The organism is Candidatus Polarisedimenticolia bacterium, assembly GCA_036001465.1.
In the GTDB taxonomy this organism is placed as follows: Bacteria; Acidobacteriota; Polarisedimenticolia; order Gp22-AA2; family Gp22-AA2; genus Gp22-AA3.
The window spans coordinates 71,946-92,048 of sequence record DASYUH010000032.1; the positions used below are offsets into that span (position 1 = coordinate 71,946).

15 protein-coding genes are annotated in these 20,103 nt (G+C 70.5%); 6 read left to right on the forward strand and 9 right to left on the reverse strand.

Annotation, left to right across the window (positions count from 1 at the left end; all coding sequences use genetic code 11):
• Nucleotides 1–174: 174 nt before the first annotated feature.
• Genes VGV60_06155 through VGV60_06165 form a run of 3 tightly spaced genes read left to right on the forward strand, consistent with a single transcriptional unit; the run spans nt 175 to nt 1,621 of the window.
• Nucleotides 175–312 carry a hypothetical protein gene (locus VGV60_06155; protein ID HEV8700837.1) on the forward strand — a complete coding sequence of 46 codons (138 nt, stop codon included), beginning with the start codon at nt 175–177 and terminating at the stop codon, nt 310–312.
• 24 nt (nt 313–336) lie between these two features.
• Nucleotides 337–705, forward strand: coding sequence for a phage holin family protein (locus VGV60_06160; GenBank protein HEV8700838.1), 369 nt, complete (start codon nt 337–339; stop codon nt 703–705).
• 4 nt (nt 706–709) lie between these two features.
• Complete coding sequence (locus VGV60_06165) at nt 710–1,621, forward strand: homocysteine S-methyltransferase family protein (protein HEV8700839.1); 912 nt, start codon at nt 710–712, stop codon at nt 1,619–1,621.
• A gap of 42 nt (nt 1,622–1,663) precedes the next feature.
• Here VGV60_06165 and VGV60_06170 read toward each other — a convergent pair whose 3' ends face one another.
• The 6 genes from VGV60_06170 to VGV60_06195 all read right to left on the reverse strand — a co-directional run bounded on the left by VGV60_06170 (nt 1,664) and on the right by VGV60_06195 (nt 9,004).
• A complete protein-coding gene (locus tag VGV60_06170; protein ID HEV8700840.1) occupies nt 1,664–2,761 on the reverse strand; it encodes an ABC transporter permease in 1,098 nt (365 codons plus the stop codon).
• Entirely contained in the window at nt 2,758–4,017 is a 1,260-nt protein-coding gene (locus VGV60_06175; protein ID HEV8700841.1) for an ABC transporter permease, read from the reverse strand. The genes VGV60_06170 and VGV60_06175 overlap by 4 nt, the downstream gene beginning before the upstream one ends.
• A gap of 17 nt (nt 4,018–4,034) precedes the next feature.
• Nucleotides 4,035–4,991 carry an ABC transporter ATP-binding protein gene (locus tag VGV60_06180; protein ID HEV8700842.1) on the reverse strand — a complete coding sequence of 319 codons (957 nt, stop codon included), beginning with the start codon at nt 4,989–4,991 and terminating at the stop codon, nt 4,035–4,037.
• A 109-nt stretch (nt 4,992–5,100) separates the two neighbouring features.
• On the reverse strand, nt 5,101–7,230 hold the full coding sequence (locus tag VGV60_06185; GenBank protein HEV8700843.1) for a DUF5916 domain-containing protein: 2,130 nt from the start codon (nt 7,228–7,230) through the stop codon (nt 5,101–5,103).
• 47 nt (nt 7,231–7,277) lie between these two features.
• Nucleotides 7,278–7,694, reverse strand: a complete 417-nt coding sequence (locus VGV60_06190) for a thioesterase family protein (GenBank protein ID HEV8700844.1) — start codon at nt 7,692–7,694, stop codon at nt 7,278–7,280.
• The gene (locus VGV60_06195) at nt 7,691–9,004 is read right to left on the reverse strand and encodes a dipeptidase (GenBank protein ID HEV8700845.1); all 1,314 of its coding nucleotides are present in this window, start codon (nt 9,002–9,004) and stop codon (nt 7,691–7,693) included. Before VGV60_06195 ends, VGV60_06190 begins: the two co-directional genes overlap by 4 nt.
• A 106-nt stretch (nt 9,005–9,110) precedes the next feature.
• On the opposite strand from VGV60_06195, the gene VGV60_06200 reads away from it, so the two are divergent.
• From VGV60_06200 to VGV60_06210, 3 genes are all read left to right on the forward strand, one after another.
• Entirely contained in the window at nt 9,111–10,274 is a 1,164-nt protein-coding gene (locus VGV60_06200; GenBank protein ID HEV8700846.1) for an acyl-CoA dehydrogenase family protein, read from the forward strand.
• Nucleotides 10,275–10,450: 176 nt separating this feature from the next.
• Nucleotides 10,451–11,854, forward strand: a complete 1,404-nt coding sequence (locus VGV60_06205) for an aminotransferase class III-fold pyridoxal phosphate-dependent enzyme (protein HEV8700847.1) — start codon at nt 10,451–10,453, stop codon at nt 11,852–11,854.
• Between the two features lies 1 nt (nt 11,855).
• Nucleotides 11,856–14,003: an acetate--CoA ligase family protein gene (locus VGV60_06210; GenBank protein HEV8700848.1), complete on the forward strand. Its 2,148-nt coding sequence runs from the start codon at nt 11,856–11,858 to the stop codon at nt 14,001–14,003.
• Between the two features lie 11 nt (nt 14,004–14,014).
• On the opposite strand, the gene VGV60_06215 is transcribed toward VGV60_06210, so the two are convergent.
• The 3 genes from VGV60_06215 to VGV60_06225 are packed head-to-tail and all read right to left on the reverse strand — an operon-like array spanning nt 14,015 to nt 20,098.
• Complete coding sequence (locus VGV60_06215; protein ID HEV8700849.1) at nt 14,015–16,204, reverse strand: EAL domain-containing protein; 2,190 nt, start codon at nt 16,202–16,204, stop codon at nt 14,015–14,017.
• Nucleotides 16,186–19,107: a response regulator gene (locus tag VGV60_06220; protein HEV8700850.1), complete on the reverse strand. Its 2,922-nt coding sequence runs from the start codon at nt 19,105–19,107 to the stop codon at nt 16,186–16,188. The genes VGV60_06215 and VGV60_06220 overlap by 19 nt, the downstream gene beginning before the upstream one ends.
• 19 nt (nt 19,108–19,126) lie before the next feature.
• A complete protein-coding gene (locus VGV60_06225) occupies nt 19,127–20,098 on the reverse strand; it encodes an ABC transporter substrate-binding protein (protein HEV8700851.1) in 972 nt (323 codons plus the stop codon).
• Nucleotides 20,099–20,103: the final 5 nt, after the last annotated feature.

A 20,103-nucleotide genomic window follows, 5' to 3' on the forward strand; every position in this document is an offset into this window, starting at 1 on the left:
AAGCCTCAAGCCAGCCCCAAACTCACACTGCAGCCGGGTTTGGTAGGCGACATCCCCCCGCGCCGCGTTCGCGGATGAACAATTGACCGTGACCAACTCCTGCCCGTGAACGGGTCTCTTCTCCACACTCTCGGCGCCACTATGTATACTCTCCCTGTCGGGAGGGTCCCGCGCATGAAACCCGAAGAGTCGGCCGGCGGCGCCCGCATCGCCATGCCGTGCCCCGCCTGCGGCGGCCCGACCGAGTTCCGCAAGTGCAAGGAGGTCTGCACGAAGTGCGGCGCCCTCGTGCAGAATTGCAGCGGCGACTGAAGGCCGCGACGTGACGGGAGGTCCATGGGCCGCTTTCTGACGCACTGGCTGAGCACCGCGCTGGCCCTGTTCGTGTGCTCGAGAATCCTGCCGGGTGTGCACGTCGATTCGATGTCCACCCTGGCGGTGGCGGCCCTCGTCCTGGGGTTCATCAACGCCGTCGTCCGACCGATTCTCCTGTTCCTGACCCTGCCGATCACCATCCTCTCGCTCGGCCTGTTCTACTTCGTGATCAACGGCTTCGCCTTCGCCCTGGCGGCCTACATCGTTCCGGGGTTCGGGGTCGATTCGATCGGCTGGGCGATCCTGGGTTCCCTCGTGGTGAGCCTGATCTCGTGGTTCGTGGGGGCGTTCGGGCCCAAGCGGGATCTCCAGCGCCACCCGGGGGTCTAGGACCTTGGCCACGAGGCTCGAGGCGCTCCTGGCGCGCCCGGGGCCGGTCCTCCTCGACGGCGCGGTCGGCACCGAGCTGTCGCGGCGCGGCCTCGACACCACCCTCCCCCTCTGGTCGGCCCGCGCCCTCCTGTCCGACCGCGGGCTCGAGACCCTGGCGCTGATTCACCGGGAGTACGCGCGCGCCGGCGCCGAGATCCTGGTGACGAACACCTTCCGCACGACGCTCCGCGCCCTGGATCGGGCCGGTGCTCCCGGCGAGTGGCAGGCCGCCAACCGGCGCGCGGTCGAGTGCGCCCGGGCCGGGGCGGCCGCCGGGTCGGGGCGCGCCTGCCTGGTGGCCGGCGGTCTCGCGCCGCTCGAGGACTGCTACCGGCCCGACCTGGTGCCGCCGCAGGCGGAGTGCCTGGCCGAGCACCGCCGGCAGGCCGAATGCCTCGCGGGGCTCGGCGTCGACCTCCTCTTCATCGAGACGATGAACTGCGGCCGGGAGGCCGAGGCCGCGCTCCAGGCGGCCCGTGGCACCGGCCTCGATATGCTGCTCAGTCTCTGCCCGCGCGCGCCGATGCAACTGCTCTCCGGCGAGCCCCTGGCCGACGCGGTGCCGCGCCTCGTCGAACTCGGCGGGTCGCAGCTGCGCGGCATTCTGATCAACTGCGCCACGCCCGAGGCGATGGACGCAATCTACCCGGCGTTCGCCCGGATGGCGCCTGCCCTACCTCATGGGCTCTATGCCCACCTCGGCGAGCCGGACGACGTCACGGGCTGGCGGCTGCCGGATCATCACGAGCCCGAGGCGTACGCTTCCTGGATGGAGCGCCGTCTGGCGGAAGGGGCCCGCCTGGCCGGCGGATGCTGCGGCACGGGCCCCGGCCACATCGAGGCGCTGGCGGCGATGATCGCGGGACGGGGCTAGGGGCCTGAGCGGGCATCCGGCCGGGCTTCCGGATCCTCGTCTTTAGATCGCCCGCCGCAGGAGACGGGTCGCCAGGAGACCGGATCCCAGGGCGAACATCCCGAGTATGCCGCAGGGCACGAGGACGTCGCGCAGCCCCCCGCCCCAGGAGATCAGCTCGTGCAGGCCGCGCATGGCCCAGGCGGTCGGGAAGGCGAACCCCGCCAGGCGCAGCCAGTCGGGGACGACCTCGGCGGGCCACCAGCAGCCGCCGAGCGCCGACATGATAAGGACCAGCACGATCCCCATGCCGGAGGCCGCCTCGGACGACTTGAACCAGGACCCGGACAGGAGCCCCATCGCCGCGGCGGTCAGGACGAACAGGCCGAGGATCGCCGCGAGCCCCGCCGGGGAACGACCCCAGTCGATCTTGAACAGGGCGAAACCGATGAGGAGGAACACCCCCACCTGGACCGAGGCGACCGCCGCGCGCCCGAGCGCCTTCCCGGCGATGATCTCGCCGCGCGTCAAGGGGGAGGTGGCGAGCCGGCGGAGGATCCCCTTCTTCCTTTCGGTGACGAGCAGCCCCGCGCCGTAGGTCATGGTCGAGATCAGGACGAACATCACGAGGTTCCCAGGCAGGGATTGGTAGTAGCCGGTGGGGATGGCGCGCTCGACGGCCCACGACGACCGCACGCGCACCTTGTCCTCGGCGGGCGGCATCGGGCCGAGCGCCTCCCCCGCCAGCAGCCGGACGATGGCGCGGTGCAGGGCGACCTCCGCCGCGATCGTCCCTTCGGCGTTGGCCCTCTCCCCTTCCTTCAGGTCGAGAGTGACCTTCTGCCGCGCCGCGATCGAGCCCGCGAATCCCGCGGGAATGGTGACCGAGCGAGCCGGGGCGTCTTTCCCGGTGGGAACCGGGCCGCCCGACGGGACGACGGTCACCTCGAAGTTCTCGGCGCGCAGGAGCTCGACCAGGCGATCGGCGAGGGCCGAAGACTCCTCCTCGACCACCTGGAGCCCGATGCGCGTGGGGGTCGAGCGGGAGATCGACCCGAACATGTACACCCACAGGACCGGCGCGATGAAGATCCAGAAGATCGAGCTGCGATCCCTAAGAGTCAGGCGCAGGTCCTGCCGGGCGAGCGTCAGGGCCCTCACAGGGCGCCTCGCAGGTGGCGGCGCCTGAGGGCGATGACGCCGGCCAGGGTCAGGGCCAGCCCGATGATCAGGAGAATCGAGAGCTCACCCCGAATCTTGTCCCACCCGCCACCGGCCGCCAGATCGCGCAGAACCCCGTGCGACCAGTACGTGAGCGTGAGACGGGAGATCCCCTGCATCCAGGACGGGACGACCTGCGGCGGGAAGAACGTCCCTCCGAGGAGCGACATCAGCATGACCAGGACGCCGCCGAAGGCGTCCCCCTGCCGCTCGGTGCGCACCAGCGAGAACACCAGCGCCGCGAAGCCGGTCGCCGCCAGCACGATGACCGCCGTGGCGGCGGCGAGCGGGGCCACGGGACCCCAGCGCACGCCGAAGGCCCAGCGCCCCACCAGAAGCAGGAGGACCGTGGCGATTGCGACCACCGCGGCCACCGAGACGATTTTGGCGACGAGGACCTTGACCGCGCCGAGGGGTGCTACGAGCTGGCGCCGCAGCGTCCCGATCTCCCCTTCCCTCAGCAGGTCCCGCATCTGGGTGTTGGCGGTGAACAGCAGGCCCATGATCATCACGCCGGGGAACATCCAGATCATGAAGTTCGGCCGGCCCTTGCCGGCCTCCTTCGCGGTCTCCCGCTCGCCGGCCTTGACCTCGATGAGCGGCGGGATCAGAAAGGCGTCGATCCCCCGGACGCGCCCGTAGAGCTCCGTGACCAGGGCGGCGATCGCCTGCGGGTCGTTCCAGCCACGGCCTTCGAACAACTCCGCGATCTGCGCCCCGCGGCCGTCCAGGAGCCGGGCGCCGATCGAGATGTAGAGGGCCGCGACCTCGATCCCCTGCTGGGCGATCACCGGCATGATCGACGCGGCCGGGTTCTTCACCACTTCCAGCTCGACGTCCCTCCCGTCGAGCAGGTCGGCGCTGAAATTCTTCGGGATCAGGATCAGCGCCGCCATCTCTTCTTCGCGCAGGAGCCTCAAGCCCTCCCCGCGATCCTTGGCCTGCCGGATCTCCATGCGCCCCGCCGCCTCCGGGTTCTGCTGCGCGTTCCCCAGGGCGCGTCCGATCGGCCCCTCGTCCTGATTCACCACCACGAGGTGCAGCACGGGGGTCCGCTGGCTGTCACCGCGGCCGCCGAAGGCGAGCGCCATCATCCCCGCTATGACGAGCGGAATGGCCAGGTTCAGGAGCAGCTTGGACGGGTCGACGAGCCGCCGCCTCAGGTCCTTCCGGACGAGCGTGGCCAGGGTGCCCATGCGGAGAACCCCCGTCTCTAGTCGCGCAGCTCGCGGCCGGTCAGCTTGAGGAAGACCGATTGCAGATTAGGCTCCTGGACGCGCAGGTCGTCCAGCTTCAGCCCGCTGCCGAACAGCTCGCGCACCAGCACGGAGCAGGCGTCCGGGTCGCGCGCGGCGAACGAGGCGCTGTCGCCGTCGGCGCTCAGGAAGGAAACCCCCGGACAGCGGGCCGCCAGCGCCCTCAGCCCGTCGCCGTCGATCGATCCCCGGACGCGCACCACCGGGCCCTCACCCACCAGGCGCCGCAGCTCGGCGACCGTCCCGGCGGCCAGGACTCGGCCGTGGTCGATGATCGCCAGCCGCTCGCAGATCTGCTCCGCCTCCTCGAGGTAATGGGAGGTGTACAGCACGGCCCGCCCGCTTTGGGCCTGGTCGCGCACCACGTCCAGGATGCGCAGCCGCGCCTGCGGATCGATCCCGACCGTCGGCTCGTCGAGGAGCAGGAGGTCGGGCGAGTGCACCAGGCCGGCGGCGAGATTCAGCCGGCGCTTCAGCCCGCCGGAATAGGTCTTGACGCGCGCCTTCGCCCGGTCGGCGAGACCGACCTGGTCGAGGGACCGGCCCACCGCATCCTCGAGCCCGGCGCCCGACAGTCCGTACAGCCGGCCCCAGAAGCGCAGGTTCTCGGCCGCTGTCAGCTCCTCGTAGAGCGCGATGTCCTGGGGCACCACCCCCATCCGGGCGCGGGCCCTGCCGGAGCCGCCCGAGGCATCCTGCCCGAAGATGAGCGCCTGGCCCGAGGCCGGCGGGAGGATCCCCGAGACGATCGAGATCGTCGTGGTCTTGCCGGCGCCGTTCGGCCCGAGCAGCCCGAAGATCTCCCCCGGTCGCACGTCGAACGACACGCCGTCGACGGCCACGGTTTTCCCGTAGGCGTAGCGGATGTCGGCGACCCGCAGCGCCACCCCGCGCGACTCCTGAGGCGTCGTCATCGTCCCGTCCTTGTCCTTGGTCGTGTCCGCAGTCCGGCTGAGGGGGCGGACGTTACCACGCGCCCTCGGGAGCGTCAACGTGGCGCGGCCCCAAAGGTTCCATGCCGGCTCACCCGGTCCAGGCGAAGCGGAGCTTGAGCGCCACCTGGTCGTTCACCGGACCGATGTCGAGGCGCCCCTCGCCGGGCGGGTGGGTCCAGTTGCGGTTCCACACGAAGAACAGGTCGCTGCCGGGGCGCAGCGTGTAGCGCAGGCGGGCATTCATCCCGAGCTGGCGCGATTCGGAATCGTACTGGAAGAAGCCGAAGAGGACGAGGCGCGGCGAGAAGGCGTAGATGTTTTCCATCTGCAGCAGCCGCTGGACGAAGTCGCCCTGGGGCAGGCGGCCGAAGTCGTTCTGTAGATCGAGTTTCTGGTACAGGCGCCCCCGGAAGACGTCCCAGTTCACGAACGTCTCGATCTGCGTGAGGCGCCCGGCGTAGAAGCCGCCGAGCCAGACGGTGCTTCCGAGGCGCCATCTGCGGTTCTGCGCCGATTGCGCCTCGAAGCGGTAACGCGTGAAATGGTAGTCCCCCGGCGGGATGACGATCCCCCCGGCGACATCGAACGGAGCGGTCAGGGACTCGAAGGTGGGGACCCAGTTGGCCTCCAGGTGCTCGCCGGACTCCGTCTCGATGTTGAACGGGGCCGTGAACAGCCGCCGGCTCTCGGTGCGGCCGCCCAGGTCGTCCACCTGGGTGTACCGGGTCTCGAAGAACGCCTGCCGGATGAAGGCGAGCGGGCCGTCGCGTTTCGGGCGTGGCTGGACAGCGCTCCAGAAGTCGTACCAGCGCGTCCCCGGCCGGGGCAGGAACCCGAGGGCGGGGTCGAGCGCCTCGCCGAACTCCGAGAACCGGGCGTAGGCGTTCCACAGGTCGTTCGGGAAGTCGACCTTCACCCCCCAGCCGTCGCGGCGCCCGGCCGCGAGATCGCCGCTCGAGCGCGCCGCCCAGGCGCCGACGGTCATCTTCTTGTCCCCCCGGATGCGCGCGGTGTGCCAGGTGACGTCGGCCCCCGCCAGGGTGTTGCTCCGGAGCCCTTCGGGATCGCCGTGGGTGACGATCGTCCCGATCCGGAGGCTGTCGCCGACGTCGTACGTGACGCGGGCCGCCGCCAGGTTCGTCCGGGGCGCCTGGTTGGAGCTGCCGGTCTCGATGTCGAGCGCCGCGACCCCCAGGCGGCCGGCGTGTCCGAGGATCTTGGCTCCCCAGTCGATCGGCACCGTCTCCCTATCGATCAGGCCGATGCGCCGCGAGTAGAACGGCAGGAACTCCTCGCTCAGGCCGAGCCCGAAGTTGAACAGGCTCGACCCCTCCAGGAAGAAGGAGCGCTTCTCCGGGAAGAACAGGTCAAAGCGCGTCAGGTTGATCTGGCGCGTGTCGACCTCGGTCTCCGCGAAGTCGGTGTTGGCCGTGAGCACGCCCGTGAGCTGCGGGGTCAGGCTGTAGGACAGGTCGAGCCCGCCCCGGCCCACACGGTTCAGGGTGTCCTCGTCCGGCGCCCGTTCGTAGCGGGCGAGCCCGTACGGCGTGATCGTCAGGCCGTGCCCCTGGTCCAGGTCGGCGACGCCGGACAATCGGCCGGCGCTCGTCAGGTCGAGGAAATCGCTGTCGCGGCTCAGCCCCGACCAGTGATAGAGGATCCGATCGCGCGCCACGCCGCGCAGGAGGTTCATGCCCCATTCGGGGAGGCCCTTCTTGAAATGCAGAGTCCGGGAGGGGATGCGGACCTCCGCCGTCCAGCCGTCCGCGTCCACCCGCGTCCGGGCCTCCCAGATGCCGTCCCAGTCGATCGACCACAGCCCGGGCCCCGGGATCAGGCCGTCGCTGATCCCCCCCGAGGCGCGCACGTCGAAGAAGTACGCGGTGCGGCGGTCGCCGTAGGTGTCGAAGGCGATGGAGACGAAGTCCTCGCCTAACGGGTCGTCCACGTCGCGGCGCATCGAGTGCAGGGCGATCAGCGCCGGCTCCGGATCGAAGCACCGGAACCCCAGATAGAGATCCTCGGCGTCCCGAAGCAGGAGAATTTCGGTCCGGTAGCGGGTCGGCTCGCCGGGGTGCGGCGAGTGCTGGGTCAGGTCGGCGATGACGCCGGCGCGCGTCCAGTCCGGCTCGTCGAGCCGGCCGTCGATCCGGATCGGGCCCTCCGTCCGCACCGCCTCGACCCGCGGGCGCTCGACGTCCGGGGCGCCCAGGACCACGCCGCGAGGGCAGAGCGCCAGGAGGAGGAGAGCCCGGATCGTTCTCGTCAGCGGGATCGGCGCCTCCGGACTCGCGGGGCCAGGATCGCCTTCTCCCCCTTGGTCAGGAGGCGCGAGGCGCCGGTTGTGCGGTCATGGGACACCAGGACCGCCTCCGCCTCGGCCGCCAGGCCGCCGCTTCGCGTGACGAGGGTCTCCTTCGTCCGGATGCTCGACCGGCCGACGCGCTCGACCCGGCAGCTGGCGACGACCTCGCCGTCCTCCTGGCGCAGCGGCCGCCGGAAGTCGATCGCCACGCGCGCCACCACATAGTCGAACTCCCCGTCCCGCCGCGCGAAGAGCCGCCGGACCATCTCGTCGCGCGCCTCCTCGAGGTAGTTGAGGAACACGGCGTTGTTGACGTGGCCGTAGGCGTCCATGTCGCGCCAGCGGATCGGGATGCGCTTCCGGTGGACCCGGCTCACTCGGTCTCCAGCCTCGCCGTCCCGGGAGCCTCCGTCGACAGGCCGCGTGCCGCCTCCTCGGCTCGCGCGAAGAAGCGCAGGAAGTTCTCCCCCAGGACGCCGCGGACGACCTCCTCCGAATGGCCGCGCCGCAGGAGCTCGGCGGTGAGGGCCGGCAGCTTCGAGACGTCGTCCAGCCCCTCGGGAGGGTCCTCGATGCCGTCGAAGTCGCTGCCCAGGCCGACGGCCTGCGGGCCGGCCACCTCGATGACGTGCTCGATGTGATCGACGGCCCGCGTCCACGACGTCCGGTGCTTCGGGAGGGCGTCGAACAGCTTGCTGATCGCCTCGTCGCGCGCCTTCGGGTCGGCCTGCAGGTCCTTCTTGATCTTCAGGTAGGAGTCCATGACCGCCGCGCGATCGGCCTTCGACTGGTCGACCACCTTCTGGTCGAGGAAGTACGACCCGATGTTGATCATCACGACGCCCCCGCCTTTGGCGATCCTCCTGATCTGGTCGTCGGTCAGGTTGCGCGGGATGTCGCTCAGGACCCGGCACGAGGAGTGGGAGGCGAACACCGGGGCGCGCGAGGTCTCGAGCACGTCGTCGATCGTCTCGTCCGACACGTGGGAGACGTCCACCAGCATCCCGATCCGGTTCATCTCGCGCACCACCTGCCGCCCGAACTCGCTGAGTCCGTGGTGGACCTGATACTCGGCCGGGTTGAAGTCGGGCAGGTAGAACCTCCCGGAGGAGTCGGCCCAGTGGTTCGTGTTGGTGTGCGTCAGAGTCATGTAGCGCACGCCCAGCCCCTGGAACTGGCGCAGCGCTCCGAGCGAGTCCTCGATGGCGTGCCCCCCTTCGATGCCCATCAGGACGGCGATGCGGCCGGCCTTCTTGGCCGCGCGGATGTCGGCGACCGAAGCGGCCAGGACCATCTCCCGCGGGTGCGCTGAGACCACGCGCCGCGTCAGGTCGATGAGCTCGAGCGCCTCGCGCGCCGCCCCGCCCGTCTCGGCGAAGCGCGCCGGGACGTAGATGGCGAAGAACGGGGCCGTGAGCCCCCCTTCCAGGGCCCGCGGGATGTCGAAATGCGGCGTCGCCCCGCGCTCGCCCACATCGGCCCACTTCTTCTCGAGCGTGTACGGCGCGTCCACGTGGGTGTCCACCACGATGGCGCGGGCGTGCAGGCGCCGGGCAGCGGCTTCCCTGTTGCCGGCCGCCGCGGCCCCTTCCGCGCCTCGAGCCGCGGCGCCCCGCACGCCGCCGACCGCGGTGTCGATTGCCAGGACAGCGAACAGGGTTCCCACGCCTGCGAGCCAGCGTCTCATTTTTCCTCCTCCGGGATCGGGGGATTCTCGCACACCTGCGTGCTACCATCCCTCCCATCCCGCGATCCGGCGTGGTTTCACCCGCTGCTCCCGGAGGGGGACGGCCATGGACTTCGACCTGACGCCCGAGCTTTTGGCCCTGCAGGAGAGGGCCCGCCGCTTCACCGAGGACGAGCTGGTCCCGCACGAGATGACCGTCGAGGAGACCGAGGCGCTCCCCGACGACGTGTCGGAGCGCCTGCGGCGCCTGTCGATCGAGCTCGGGCTGTGGGCCATGAACGTGCCGAAGGAGATGGGCGGCCTCGGGTCGTCGGTCCTGGAGCAGGTGATCGTCCAGGAGCAGGCGGGGCGCGCCACCAACGATCTCTGGGGGTACGTGGGCGGGCCGTACAACGCGCTCCTGCGCTGCAACGAGCCGCAGCGCAGGAAGTACCTCGACCCGGCGGTCCGCGGCACGGCCGCCGCGGTGGCCTACGCCATCACCGAGCCGGGGGGCGGTTCCGACACCTCCGGCCTCCGGACCACCGCCGTCAGGAACGGCGGGCGGTGGGTGATCAACGGCGAGAAGTGGTTCGTCACCAGCGGCGAGCGGGCGCCGGCGGTGATCGTCCACTGCGTCACCGGTCCGGACGAGCAGACGCTGTTCCTGGTGGATCGCGGCACGCCCGGGATGCGCATCCAGCGCATCCCGCACTTCATGACGCGCACCGAGGACAAGCACCCGGAGATGGTCTTCGAGAACTGCGAGGTGGACGAGGCGCAGATGCTCGGCGGCGCCGGCGAGGCGAACACGATCACCCGGGCCTGGTTCCGCGAGGAGCGGCTGCACATCGGCGCGCGCTGCCTGGGCGCGGCCCAGCGCCTCCTGGAGGAGGCGAAAGCCTGGTGCGCCACGCGCGAGACGTTCGGACGGAAGCTGTACCGGCACCAGGCGATCGGCGCGATGCTGGCCGATTCGGCCACCGAGCTGTTCGCGGCCCGCATGATGACCTACAAGGTCGCGTGGGAGGAGGACACCGGCCGAGCCGACCTGAAGACCCTGCACGCCAAGGCTTCGATGGTGAAGCTCTACTGCTCCGAGATGGCCAACCGGGTCGCCGATCGCGTGGTGCAGATCTTCGGCGGGCGCGGCTACTGCCGGGACTTCGCCGCCGAGCGCCACTTCCGCCACCTGCGCGTCGACCGGATCTGGGAAGGGACCTCCGAGATCATGCGGGAGATCATCGTCAACGGCGTGATGAAGCGCGATCTCGACCGCCTGGTCCGCTAGGACCGTTTCACGGCGTGGTTCGGCGCATTGACCGTTCCGGCGCGGCTTTGCTAGCATCGGCTCATGCGCACGCTGCGCGTCGATCCGGAAGATCTCTGATCGTCATCCCCCGATCCTGAACGGCCGCCCTCGCATTCATTGTTCTCACCATTCCGGTCATCCGACAGGAGTCCGCCATGAATATCGACAGGAGCGCGCCCCCCCGGCCGCCGGTGACGCCGCCACCCGGCGCCGTCCCCTTCCCCGCGCCCGATCCGCTCGCCGCCGAGCTGGCGCGGTTCAAGTCCCGGTCGGCCGGCTCGATCGACGAGCTGGAGCGCGCCCGGCGGTTCCTGCCCGCGGGCGTCTGCAGCAACTTCCGGGTGATGGATCCCCACACGCTGTTCCTGCGCGCGGCGCGCGGCGCGCACGTCTGGGACGTGGACGGCCACGAGTACGTCGACTGGAGCCTGGCGCAGTCGACGCTCCTGACCGGGCACGCCCACCCGGCCGTCCTCGACGCGGTGCGCCGGCAGATGGGGAACGGCACGATGACCTGCTATCCGAACCCGCGCACGGCCGACCTGGCGCGGATCGTCTGCGAGCGCTTCCGGCTCGACCTGGTGCGCTTCGTCAACACCGGGTCCGAGGCGACCCAGTACGCGGTGCGCGTGGCGCGAGGCGCGACCGCCCGGGACACGGTCCTGAAGTTCGACGCCTGCTACCACGGCGGGGCGCCGGAGTTCTGGCTGGGCCGGCCCGAGACGGACCTGCCTCCCGGCGCCCCGGAGTGGATGGGCCAGGAGATCTACAGCGCCGGGATCCCGCGCGCCCTCGTCAGCAAGACGCTGCTCGCCGCGTACAACGATCTCGAGAGCGCGCGCGCGGCGTTCCGCGCCCACCCGCAGGAGATCGCCGCGGTGATCCTCGAGCCGATCGTCTTCAATCTGGGCGTCCTCCTGCCGCGCGAGGGATTCCTCCAGGGGCTGCGCGATCTCTGCGACCGGGAGGGGGCGGTCCTCATCTATGATGAGGTCAAGATGGGATGCAAGCTCGGCCTCAAGGGGGCGGGCGAGTATTTCGGCGTGGCGGCGGACCTCGTGGCGATGGCCAAGTCGATCGGCGGCGGCTTTCCGATCGGCCTGTTCGGCGGACGTCGCGACCTGATGGAGGGGATCGAGACGCGCAACGTCAAGCACGTCGGCACCTACGCCGCCAACGCGATCGGCCTGGCGGCCGCTCACGCCACTCTGACCGAGGTCCTGACTCCAACGGCCTACGACCGGATGTTCGCCGTCAACCAGGCCCTGGCGGACGGCTACCGGGAGATCATCACCCGCACCGGAATCGAGGCGCACGTGGTCACCGCGGGGGCCGCCGGCTCCCTGTTCTACGGCCGGGCGCCGGTGCAGGGCCTGGATGACTTCAAGCGCACCCGGATGGACCGGTTCCTGAGGCTCTGGGTCGGCATGGCGAACCGCGGCATCCTGCCGCAGGCCTACGGCCCGGAGGACATCTGGACCGTCTCGGTGCAGCACAGCGACGAGGACGTCGAGGCCACCCTGCGCGCCTTCCGCGAGGTGGCGCCGATGCTCGGCTGAAATGGAGGGCGACGCACACGCCCTGGCGCGCCTGTTCGACCCGCGCGGTGTCGCCATCCTTGGCGCGTCGCAGGCCCCCGGCAAGTACGGAACCATCCTGCTCCAGACGCTCATCGAGGAGGGGTTTGCGGGGGCGATCCATCCGGTCAACCCGAAGGGGGGCGCGCTCTTGGGCCGCCCCTTCCTGAAATCGCTCGACGACGCTCACGGGCCTGTCGACGTCGCCCTCGTCGTGAGGCCCGCCCCCGAAGTCCCGGCGGCGATCCAGGACGTCGCCCGCCGGCGCATCCCGTTCGCGATCGTCTACGCCGCCGGATTCTCCGAGCACGGCGAGGAGGGGCTCCGCCTCGAGCGCGACATGGTCGCGACGGCGGCCGCCGGCGGCACGCGCATCGTCGGCCCCAACTGCATGAACATCTTCAGCGCCCCGGCCCGATTGAACCTGAGCGCCATCGTGCCGTTTCCCGAGGGGGGCCTCGGCTTCCTGTCGGCGAGCGGCAACCTGGGATACGCCCTGGCGCGCGAGGCCATGAGGCGGCCGGGCGTCGGGTTCTCGCGCTTCGTCTCCGCCGGCAACCAGGCCGACCTCGCACTCGACGACTACCTCGACTACCTGCGCGCCGATCCGCACACGCGCGCCGTCCTGGTCTTCGTGGAGGGGTTCGCGCGTGGCCGCGGGCGCGCCTTTCTCGAAGCGGTCGAGGGAACCGCGGCCGAGAAGCCGGTCCTGGTCCTGCGAGGCGGGCGCACGCGCGCGGGCCGGCGCTCCGCCCGATCGCACACCGGCGCCCTGGCCGGCGAGGCGGAGGCGCTGGCCCAGGCGCTGGAGCAGGCGGGGGCCGTCCTCGTCGATCGCGCCGACGAGGCGCTGTCGATCGCTCAGGCGTTCCTGACCTCGCCGCTGCCCGCGGGCCCCGCCGTGGCGCTCGTCGGAGAGGGTGGAGGCCATGCGACCCTGACCTCGGACGCCGCCTCGGAGGCGGGGCTCCGGATCGATCCGCTTCCGGAAGGCGTCGTGGCCGCGCTGCGGGCGCACCTGCCGCCCTTCGCGGCGATCGTGAGCAACCCTGTCGAGCTCGCCGGCCGGTCGGAATACGATGTGCGGGCGTACGAGAACGTCCTCGATCCGATCCTGGACTGGCCGGGCTGCGACCAGGTGATTCTGTTCGGCGGGTACGCGCTGTACGACGAGGCGCTTGCGGGCTTCCTCGACCGCCGGCGCCGCGAGACGCGCAAGCCGATCCTGATCCATGACCTGTACGCCGACGAGGAGCGTGCGGCCTTCGCCCCGCTGCGCCGCCTCGGCCTGCCCCTCTATGCCTCCTCGGAGATCGCGGCGCGCGCCGGGGCGGCCCTGGCCCGCGGCGGGCGCGCCCGCGAGCGGGCGATCCGGACGCTGCAGTGGCGCCGCGCGGGGCGGCCGGCCGGTGACGTCGCGCCTCTTCCGCCCGACCTGCGGGCCGCGATCGACGACGGGCGCCGCCGGCCGGAGCGCGCGCTGTCCGAGGACGAGGCCGCGCGACTCCTGGCGCATTTCGGCGTTCCCGTGCTCCCCGCCCGCCTCGCCGGCGACGAGGAGTCCGCGGTCGATGCCGCCGCGTCGCTCGGGTTCCCCGTCGTCCTCAAGGTGCACGACCCGGCCGTCGTCCACAAGAGCGACGCGGGCGGGGTCCACCTCGACCTGAGAACGCCCGAGGAGGTCAGGCAGGCCTACAGGGAGACGGGCCGATCGCAGGGGGCCGCTCGGCCATCGACATCGGGCCGGGCGGCGGTCCGCCTCACTCCGTTCCGCCGCGGGGGCGTCGAGACGATCGCCGGGGCGCGGCGCGACGAGCACCTGGGGCCGGTGCTCCTCTTCGGGACGGGCGGCACCGACGCCGAGTCGGTGCGCGACGTCGCGCTCCGCACGATCCCCTGCCCCCGGGGCACGATCGACGGGATGATCGGATCCACCGGCGCCGGCCGCCGGCTCGCGGGAGGGCGCGGCCGCCCCGCGGCCGATCGCTCCGCGGTGGCCGCGACGCTCGAGGCCCTGGCCCGGCTCCTGCTGTCCGTGGCGGAGGTCGCAGACGCCGAAGTGAACCCCCTGCTCTGTTCAGCCGACGGCGCGGTGGCGCTCGATGCGCGGGTCATTCTCCACGAACCCTGAACGGACGAGACTTACCTGGCGGCCCGGCGGCGGGGCGTAGTCCCTGCGGCGATCTTGTGACCGGCCGTCTGCTTCTCGAGCAGCGCCTTGAACTGATCGGCCGGCAGCGGCTTGCTGAAGAGATAGCCCTGCATGAGCCTGCAGCGGCGCTCCAGGAGGCAGTCGCGCTGCTCATCGGTCTCCACCCCTTCGGCGATCACCGCCATCTTCAGCCCCTCCGCCATGGCGATGATGGCCGCCGTGATGGCGGCGTCGCCGGGGTCGGTGCCGATGTCGCGGGTGAACGACTGGTCGATCTTCAGCGTGTCAATGGGGAAGCGCTTCAGGTAGGTCAGGGACGAATAGCCGGTCCCGAAGTCGTCGACCGAGATGCGCGGGCCCATCTTCCTGAGGCGCTTCAGCGAGTTGATCGTCTCCTCGACGCTCTGCACCAGGATGCTCTCGGTGATCTCGAGCTCGAGGCACTTCGGATCGAAGCCCGTCGCCTTCAGGGCGTCCTCCACGGTGTGGACCAGCTGCTGCTGGCGGAACTGGCGGCCCGAGAGGTTGACCGCGATGATCAGCCGCCCGTGGCCGGCGTCCCGCCAGGCCTTTCCCTGGGCGGCCGCCGTGCGCACCACCCACTCCCCGATCGACAGGATGAGCCCGGTCTCCTCGGCCAGGGGGATGAAGTCGGCCGGCGACACCATGCCGAGGTCGGGGTGCTTCCAGCGGATCAGGGCCTCGGCGCCGAAAATCGTCCCCGTGTCCACGTCCACCTGGGGCTGGTAGTACAGCATGAACTCCCCGCGCTCGAGCGCCTTGCGCATGGCGTTCTCCATCGCCAGGCGCTGGAAGGCGGAGGCGTTCATCGACGTGTTGTAGAACTGGTAGTTCCCCCGCCCGGCGTCCTTGGCGTGGTACATGGCGGAGTCGGCGTTCTTGAGCAGGGTCTCGACGTCGGCGCCGTCGTGCGGGAACAGGCTGATGCCGATGCTTCCCGTGACGAACACCTCGTGCTCCTCGAGCTTGAACGGCTCGGCCATCGAGTCGATGATGCGGTGCGCGATCCGGGCCGCGTCCTCGCCGCGCGCGATGTCGGAGATGGTCACGATGAACTCGTCTCCCCCGAGGCGGGCGACGCTGTCGCTCGAAGCCAGAGGATCGCCGCGGGCGATGGTGTCGGTGCTGCGCAGGCATTTCTTGAGCCGCTCCGAAACCGCCTGCAGCAGGCGGTCGCCCACGGTGTGCCCCAGCGTGTCGTTGATCCGCTTGAAGCGGTCCAGGTCCAGGAAGAGCATCGCCAGCGTCCGCCCCTGCCGCTGGGCGTTGGCCAGCGACTGGTTGAGCCGCTCCATGAACAGCGCCCGGTTCGGCAGCCGCGTGAGCCCGTCGTAATAGGCCAGGAAGCGGATCTGATCCTCGATCTTCTTGCGTTCCGTGATGTCCTGGGTCGTGCCCTCGAGACGCAGCGCCGTGCCGTCCTCGTCGAACACGACCTGGGCCTGCTCATGCACGTGACGCACCTCGCCGTCGGGCCCGGTGGTGCGCGCGTCGAAGCTGTAGGGCCCCTCCCGGCGCACCGCGTCACCCGTGGCGCGCGCCACCAGCTCCCGATCCTGGGGATGCAGAAGCTCGAGGTAGGACTTCAGGTCCGGCTTGAACGACTTCGGGTCCACGCCGAAGATGCGGAACATCTCGTCCGACCACTGCATCCGCCCGGACTTGATCTGCCGTTCCCAGTTCCCGAGTCGGGCGATGCGCTGGGCGCTCGCGAGACGCGCCTCGCTGCCCCGCAGATCGTCGAGGGCGTGCTTGGCCCGCAGCATGTAGCGCACGCGGTGCCCCAGGACGAAGAGGTTGATCGGCTTGCTGGCGAAGTCGGTCGCGCCGGCCTCGTAGGCCTGGCGGATCGAGTCGGTGTCGTCGAGGCCGGTGAGGATCAGGATCGGCGTGGTGGCGGCGGCGGGGAGCAGGCGCAGCGCGGCCGTCGCCGCGAAGCCGTCCATCACCGGCATGCGGACGTCCATCAGGACCATCTCCGGTTTGTGGACCGTGAACGCCTCCACGCCTTCCGCGCCGTTCCGGGCCTCCACCACGGCGAACTGGAAGTGCTCGAGGGCTTCCTTGACGAGCTCGCGGATCGCGGTGTCGTCGTCCACCACCAGAATCACGGGTTTTCGGTCCTGCGCTTCCGCGTCGTTCACGATGAGCTGCTCCACGACAGGGCCTCGAGCGCCCGGACCACCCGGGCGAACTCCGAGTCGATTTCCGCCAGGGCTTCGGCCGGGAGCCCCTCGGCCCCCTCGCGTGCCCGGGCCTCCAGCCGGCTGAACAGGGCCGACAGGCGGAGGGCGCCCACCATGGCGCTGCTCGACTTCAGGTTGTGGGCGGTCCGGTGGAGAATCTCCGCCTCGCCGCGATCGGCCGCCTGGTGCAGGTCCTTCATCAGGTTGGCAGAGGTCTTCAGATAGAGACCCACGGCGCGGCCGATAAGATCGGGCCGTCCCTCGCGCTGGACGAGGCGCATGCTCTCGAGCGTCTTCATGTCGATGGGATCGTCGCCGTCCGGTGGACCCGCCACCGCGGCGGCCGGCGGGCCGGCGGCGGGCTGCGCGGCGGGACCGTTCCCGGCGACCGGCGCCGGATCCGCTTTCGCCCGATCGGCCGCCAGCCACTTCCCGAGGGCCGTCTCCAGGACCTCCCGCCGCAGGGGCTTGCTCAGATAGTCGTCCATCCCGGCGGCCAGGCAGCGCTCCCGATCCCCATCCATGGCGTTGGCCGTGAGAGCGACCACCGGAATGCGCCCCGGGCCGGCCGCCTGCTCGCGCCTCCGCAGCTCCGCCGTGGCTTCCAGGCCGTCCTTCCTCGGCATCTGGCAGTCCATGAGCACCAGGTCGTAGGCGCCGGCGCCGAGCTTCTGCAGCACCTCCTCGCCGTCGCCGGCGATATCGACCGTCAGCCCGAACGACTCGAGCATGGCCAGGATGACCTCCTGGTTCACGGGGTTGTCCTCGCCGAGCAGGATGTGGCCCTGCAGGAGCGGGCGTTTCTCGGACAGGGTGTGTCGGGTGACCAGGACGCTGGGATCCGCCGACTGTCCCATGACCGTGGCGAGACAGTTGTAGAGGTCCGACTGCCTCACCGGCTTGCTCAGGTACGCCTCGATCCTCGCGCGTCGCGCCTCCGCCGCGTCCCCCCGCAGGCCGACCGAGGTGAGCAGCACCAGCCGCACCCCGGCGATCGAGCCTTCGGACTTGATCCGCCGGGCCAGTTCCAGCCCGTTCATGCCCGGCATCATCATGTCGAGGATGGCGATGTCGTAAGGCTTTCCGGCGGCCGCCGCCTCGCGCAGCATCTCGAGCGCCTGTCGCCCCCCCTCGGCGCAGCCGTTCCGCATGCCCCAGGAGGAGACCTGGTGGTGGAGCAGGTCGCGGTTCGTGTCGTTGTCGTCCACGATCAGAACCAGGAGACCCTGCAGGTTCTTGCGCGGGCCCGTCCTGATGCGGGCCCTCTGCGTCTGCCTCCCGAGCCTGGCGGTGAACCAGAAGGTCGAGCCCTTCCCCGGCTCGCTCTCGACGCCGATCGCCCCCCCCATCATCTCCGCGAACTGCTTGGCGATCGCCAGCCCGAGCCCGGTGCCTCCGTACCGGCGCGTCGTCGAGCCGTCCCCCTGGGTGAAGGAGTCGAAGATCCGGCTGCACGACTCCTTGTCGATGCCGATTCCGGTGTCCGTGACCTCGAAGCGCAGGAGGGCCGCATCGCGCGCCTGCTCTTCGGACGTGACCCGCACCACGACCTCTCCCCGTTCGGTGAACTTGATCGCGTTGCCGACCAGGTTGATGAGCACCTGCCGCAACCGCCCGGGATCGCCGCGCAGGTGGGTCGCCACGCCGTCGTGGATCACGCACGCCATCTCCAGCCCCTTGACCTGCGCGCGCGGCGCCAGGATGTCGCAGACGTCCTCGACCACCTGGCGCAGCTCGAATTCGACGCATTCGAACTCGAGCTTCCCGGCCTCGATCTTGGAGAAATCGAGGATGTCGTTGATCACGCCGAGGAGCGCCTCGGCGGAGGTCCGCACGGTCTCGGCGAATTTCCGCTGCGGCGGCGTGAGGTCGGTCTCCATCAGCAGGTCGGTCATGCCGATGACGCCATTCATGGGCGTGCGGATCTCGTGGCTCATGTTGGCGAGGAACTGCGACTTGGCCCGGTTGGCCGCGTCGGCCTGGTGGGCCAGCTCGTACGCCCTCTTGGTGGCCATCTCGAGCTCGCGCGTCCGCTGCTCGACCTTGTTCTCCAGATCCCGCTGCGAGCTCTCGACCTGCGCGCGGGACTCCCGCAGGCGATCGAGCATGGCGGCGAATGAGGTCCGGAGATCCTGGAGCTCGTCGCGCGACGTGACCTCGCCGATGCTGTGATCGAGCCTCCCCATCGCGACGGCGCGCGCGGCCTCCGCGAGCGACCGGATCGGCGAGGTGATCTTGCGCGTCAGGAACAGCGTGGCCCCGACGAAGAACAGGACGCAGACCGCGGCCGAGGCGCACGCGTGCATGGCGAAGGCGCGCATCCTCTGGCGCATGCCCTCCTGGCTGAGCCCGAGCTGCACATAGCCGATGGGGTCCTGAGCGGGGGATCCGGGGCCCTGTCCGGGGAAGAGAGCCGAATCCGCCTGCCCGCCGGAGCCCGCGACCGGAACCACCAGGTCGATGAAACCGCGGCCGTCGAGCCGGTCGGCCCGATCGGCCCACGTCGCCTGCGTCCCCTCCACCCGCCGTCCGTGGTGGATGAGCGCGGGCAACGCCCCGGAGCTGAAGGCCCGCTCGACGAGGCTTCGATCCGCGCGATCCACCAGGCGCACGTACGCGACCGATGGATGGTCGGCCAGCGCCTCGACGACTTGCTGCAGGGCCTCGCGATTCTCCGTATAGATGGCGTACTCGCTGTTCCTGGCCACCATCGCGGCCACGGCGGCGCCGTCCGACAGGAGCTGCCGGTAGCTGGCCGTGATCTGCTCGCGCACGGCGAGCGCCCCGGCGCTCAGGATGGTCGCCAGGATCGACGCCACGACGAGGGCGTTGAACTTGGCGGCCAGCCCGATTCTCCTGATCGCGGGAATGTTCATGGCCGAGCGGAATTCCTCCTCAATCGACCACCGCCAGCGCCCCCTGCAGGAGGCCGGACTGGATGTCGAGCTTCAGGATCCGGGCGGTCTTCATGTTGACCGAGTAGACGACCTTGCGGGGTGGCGCGGGCACGATCGACCGGGGCGCCGTCCCCTGCAGGATCTTCACCGCCATCTCCGCGCATTGCCTGCCGATGTCGCCGTAATCCCGGTCGAGCGCATAGAGGGCTCCCGCCTTGACCCAGGTGGCCGAGAGGCCGACGAAGGGGATCCGGTTGTGCAGGGAGAAGAGCAGGATGGGCCTGACCGTCTGGGGATTCAGGACCACCTGGTCCGCGACTCCCCAAAGGACATCGGCGCGATTGCCGAGGCTGTCGAGAGCTCCGGGAAGATCCCTGGGCGTGGTGACCTTGCGGGGATGCAGGGTCAGCCCCATGTCCCTCGCCGCGCGGGTGGCCTCGTCGATCCGATCCTGGTTCTCCGCAGGATTGAACAGGACGCCGATGTTCCGCAGCCCGGGCAGCATCCGCTGCAGCCAGCGCAATTCGAGCTCGACGGGAAATTCCAGGACCACGCCGGTGGCGTTGGCCGCCTCCTCCAGGTCGTCCGCCTTCAGCACCAGGCCGGCGACGATCGGGGTGTCCTTCACTTGCCGCACCGCCTCCTGGGTGGCGAGGGAGCCGAGCGTGAGAAGGACCTGCGCCCGATCCCGGCGCGCGCTCTGCAGGGCCGCGTCGGAGCCCGCCGGGTCGCCGTGCAGCGGATAGACGTCGATCTGCACCGCCACGCCCTGTCGCTCCAAATGGCTCCTGAATCCCGAAAGCGCCTCTTCGTAGGGCACCGCGTCCTGGCTGACGATCGCGGCGACCCGCATCCCCGCCGGCAGGACGGCGGCCCCGCCCGCGCCGGCCTGAGCGATGAGCAGGACGAGCACCGTGGCGGCGATCCGGCTCGCCGTCAGGAAGGGTCCGCGCGTCGGCTCGCGTCTCATGGAAG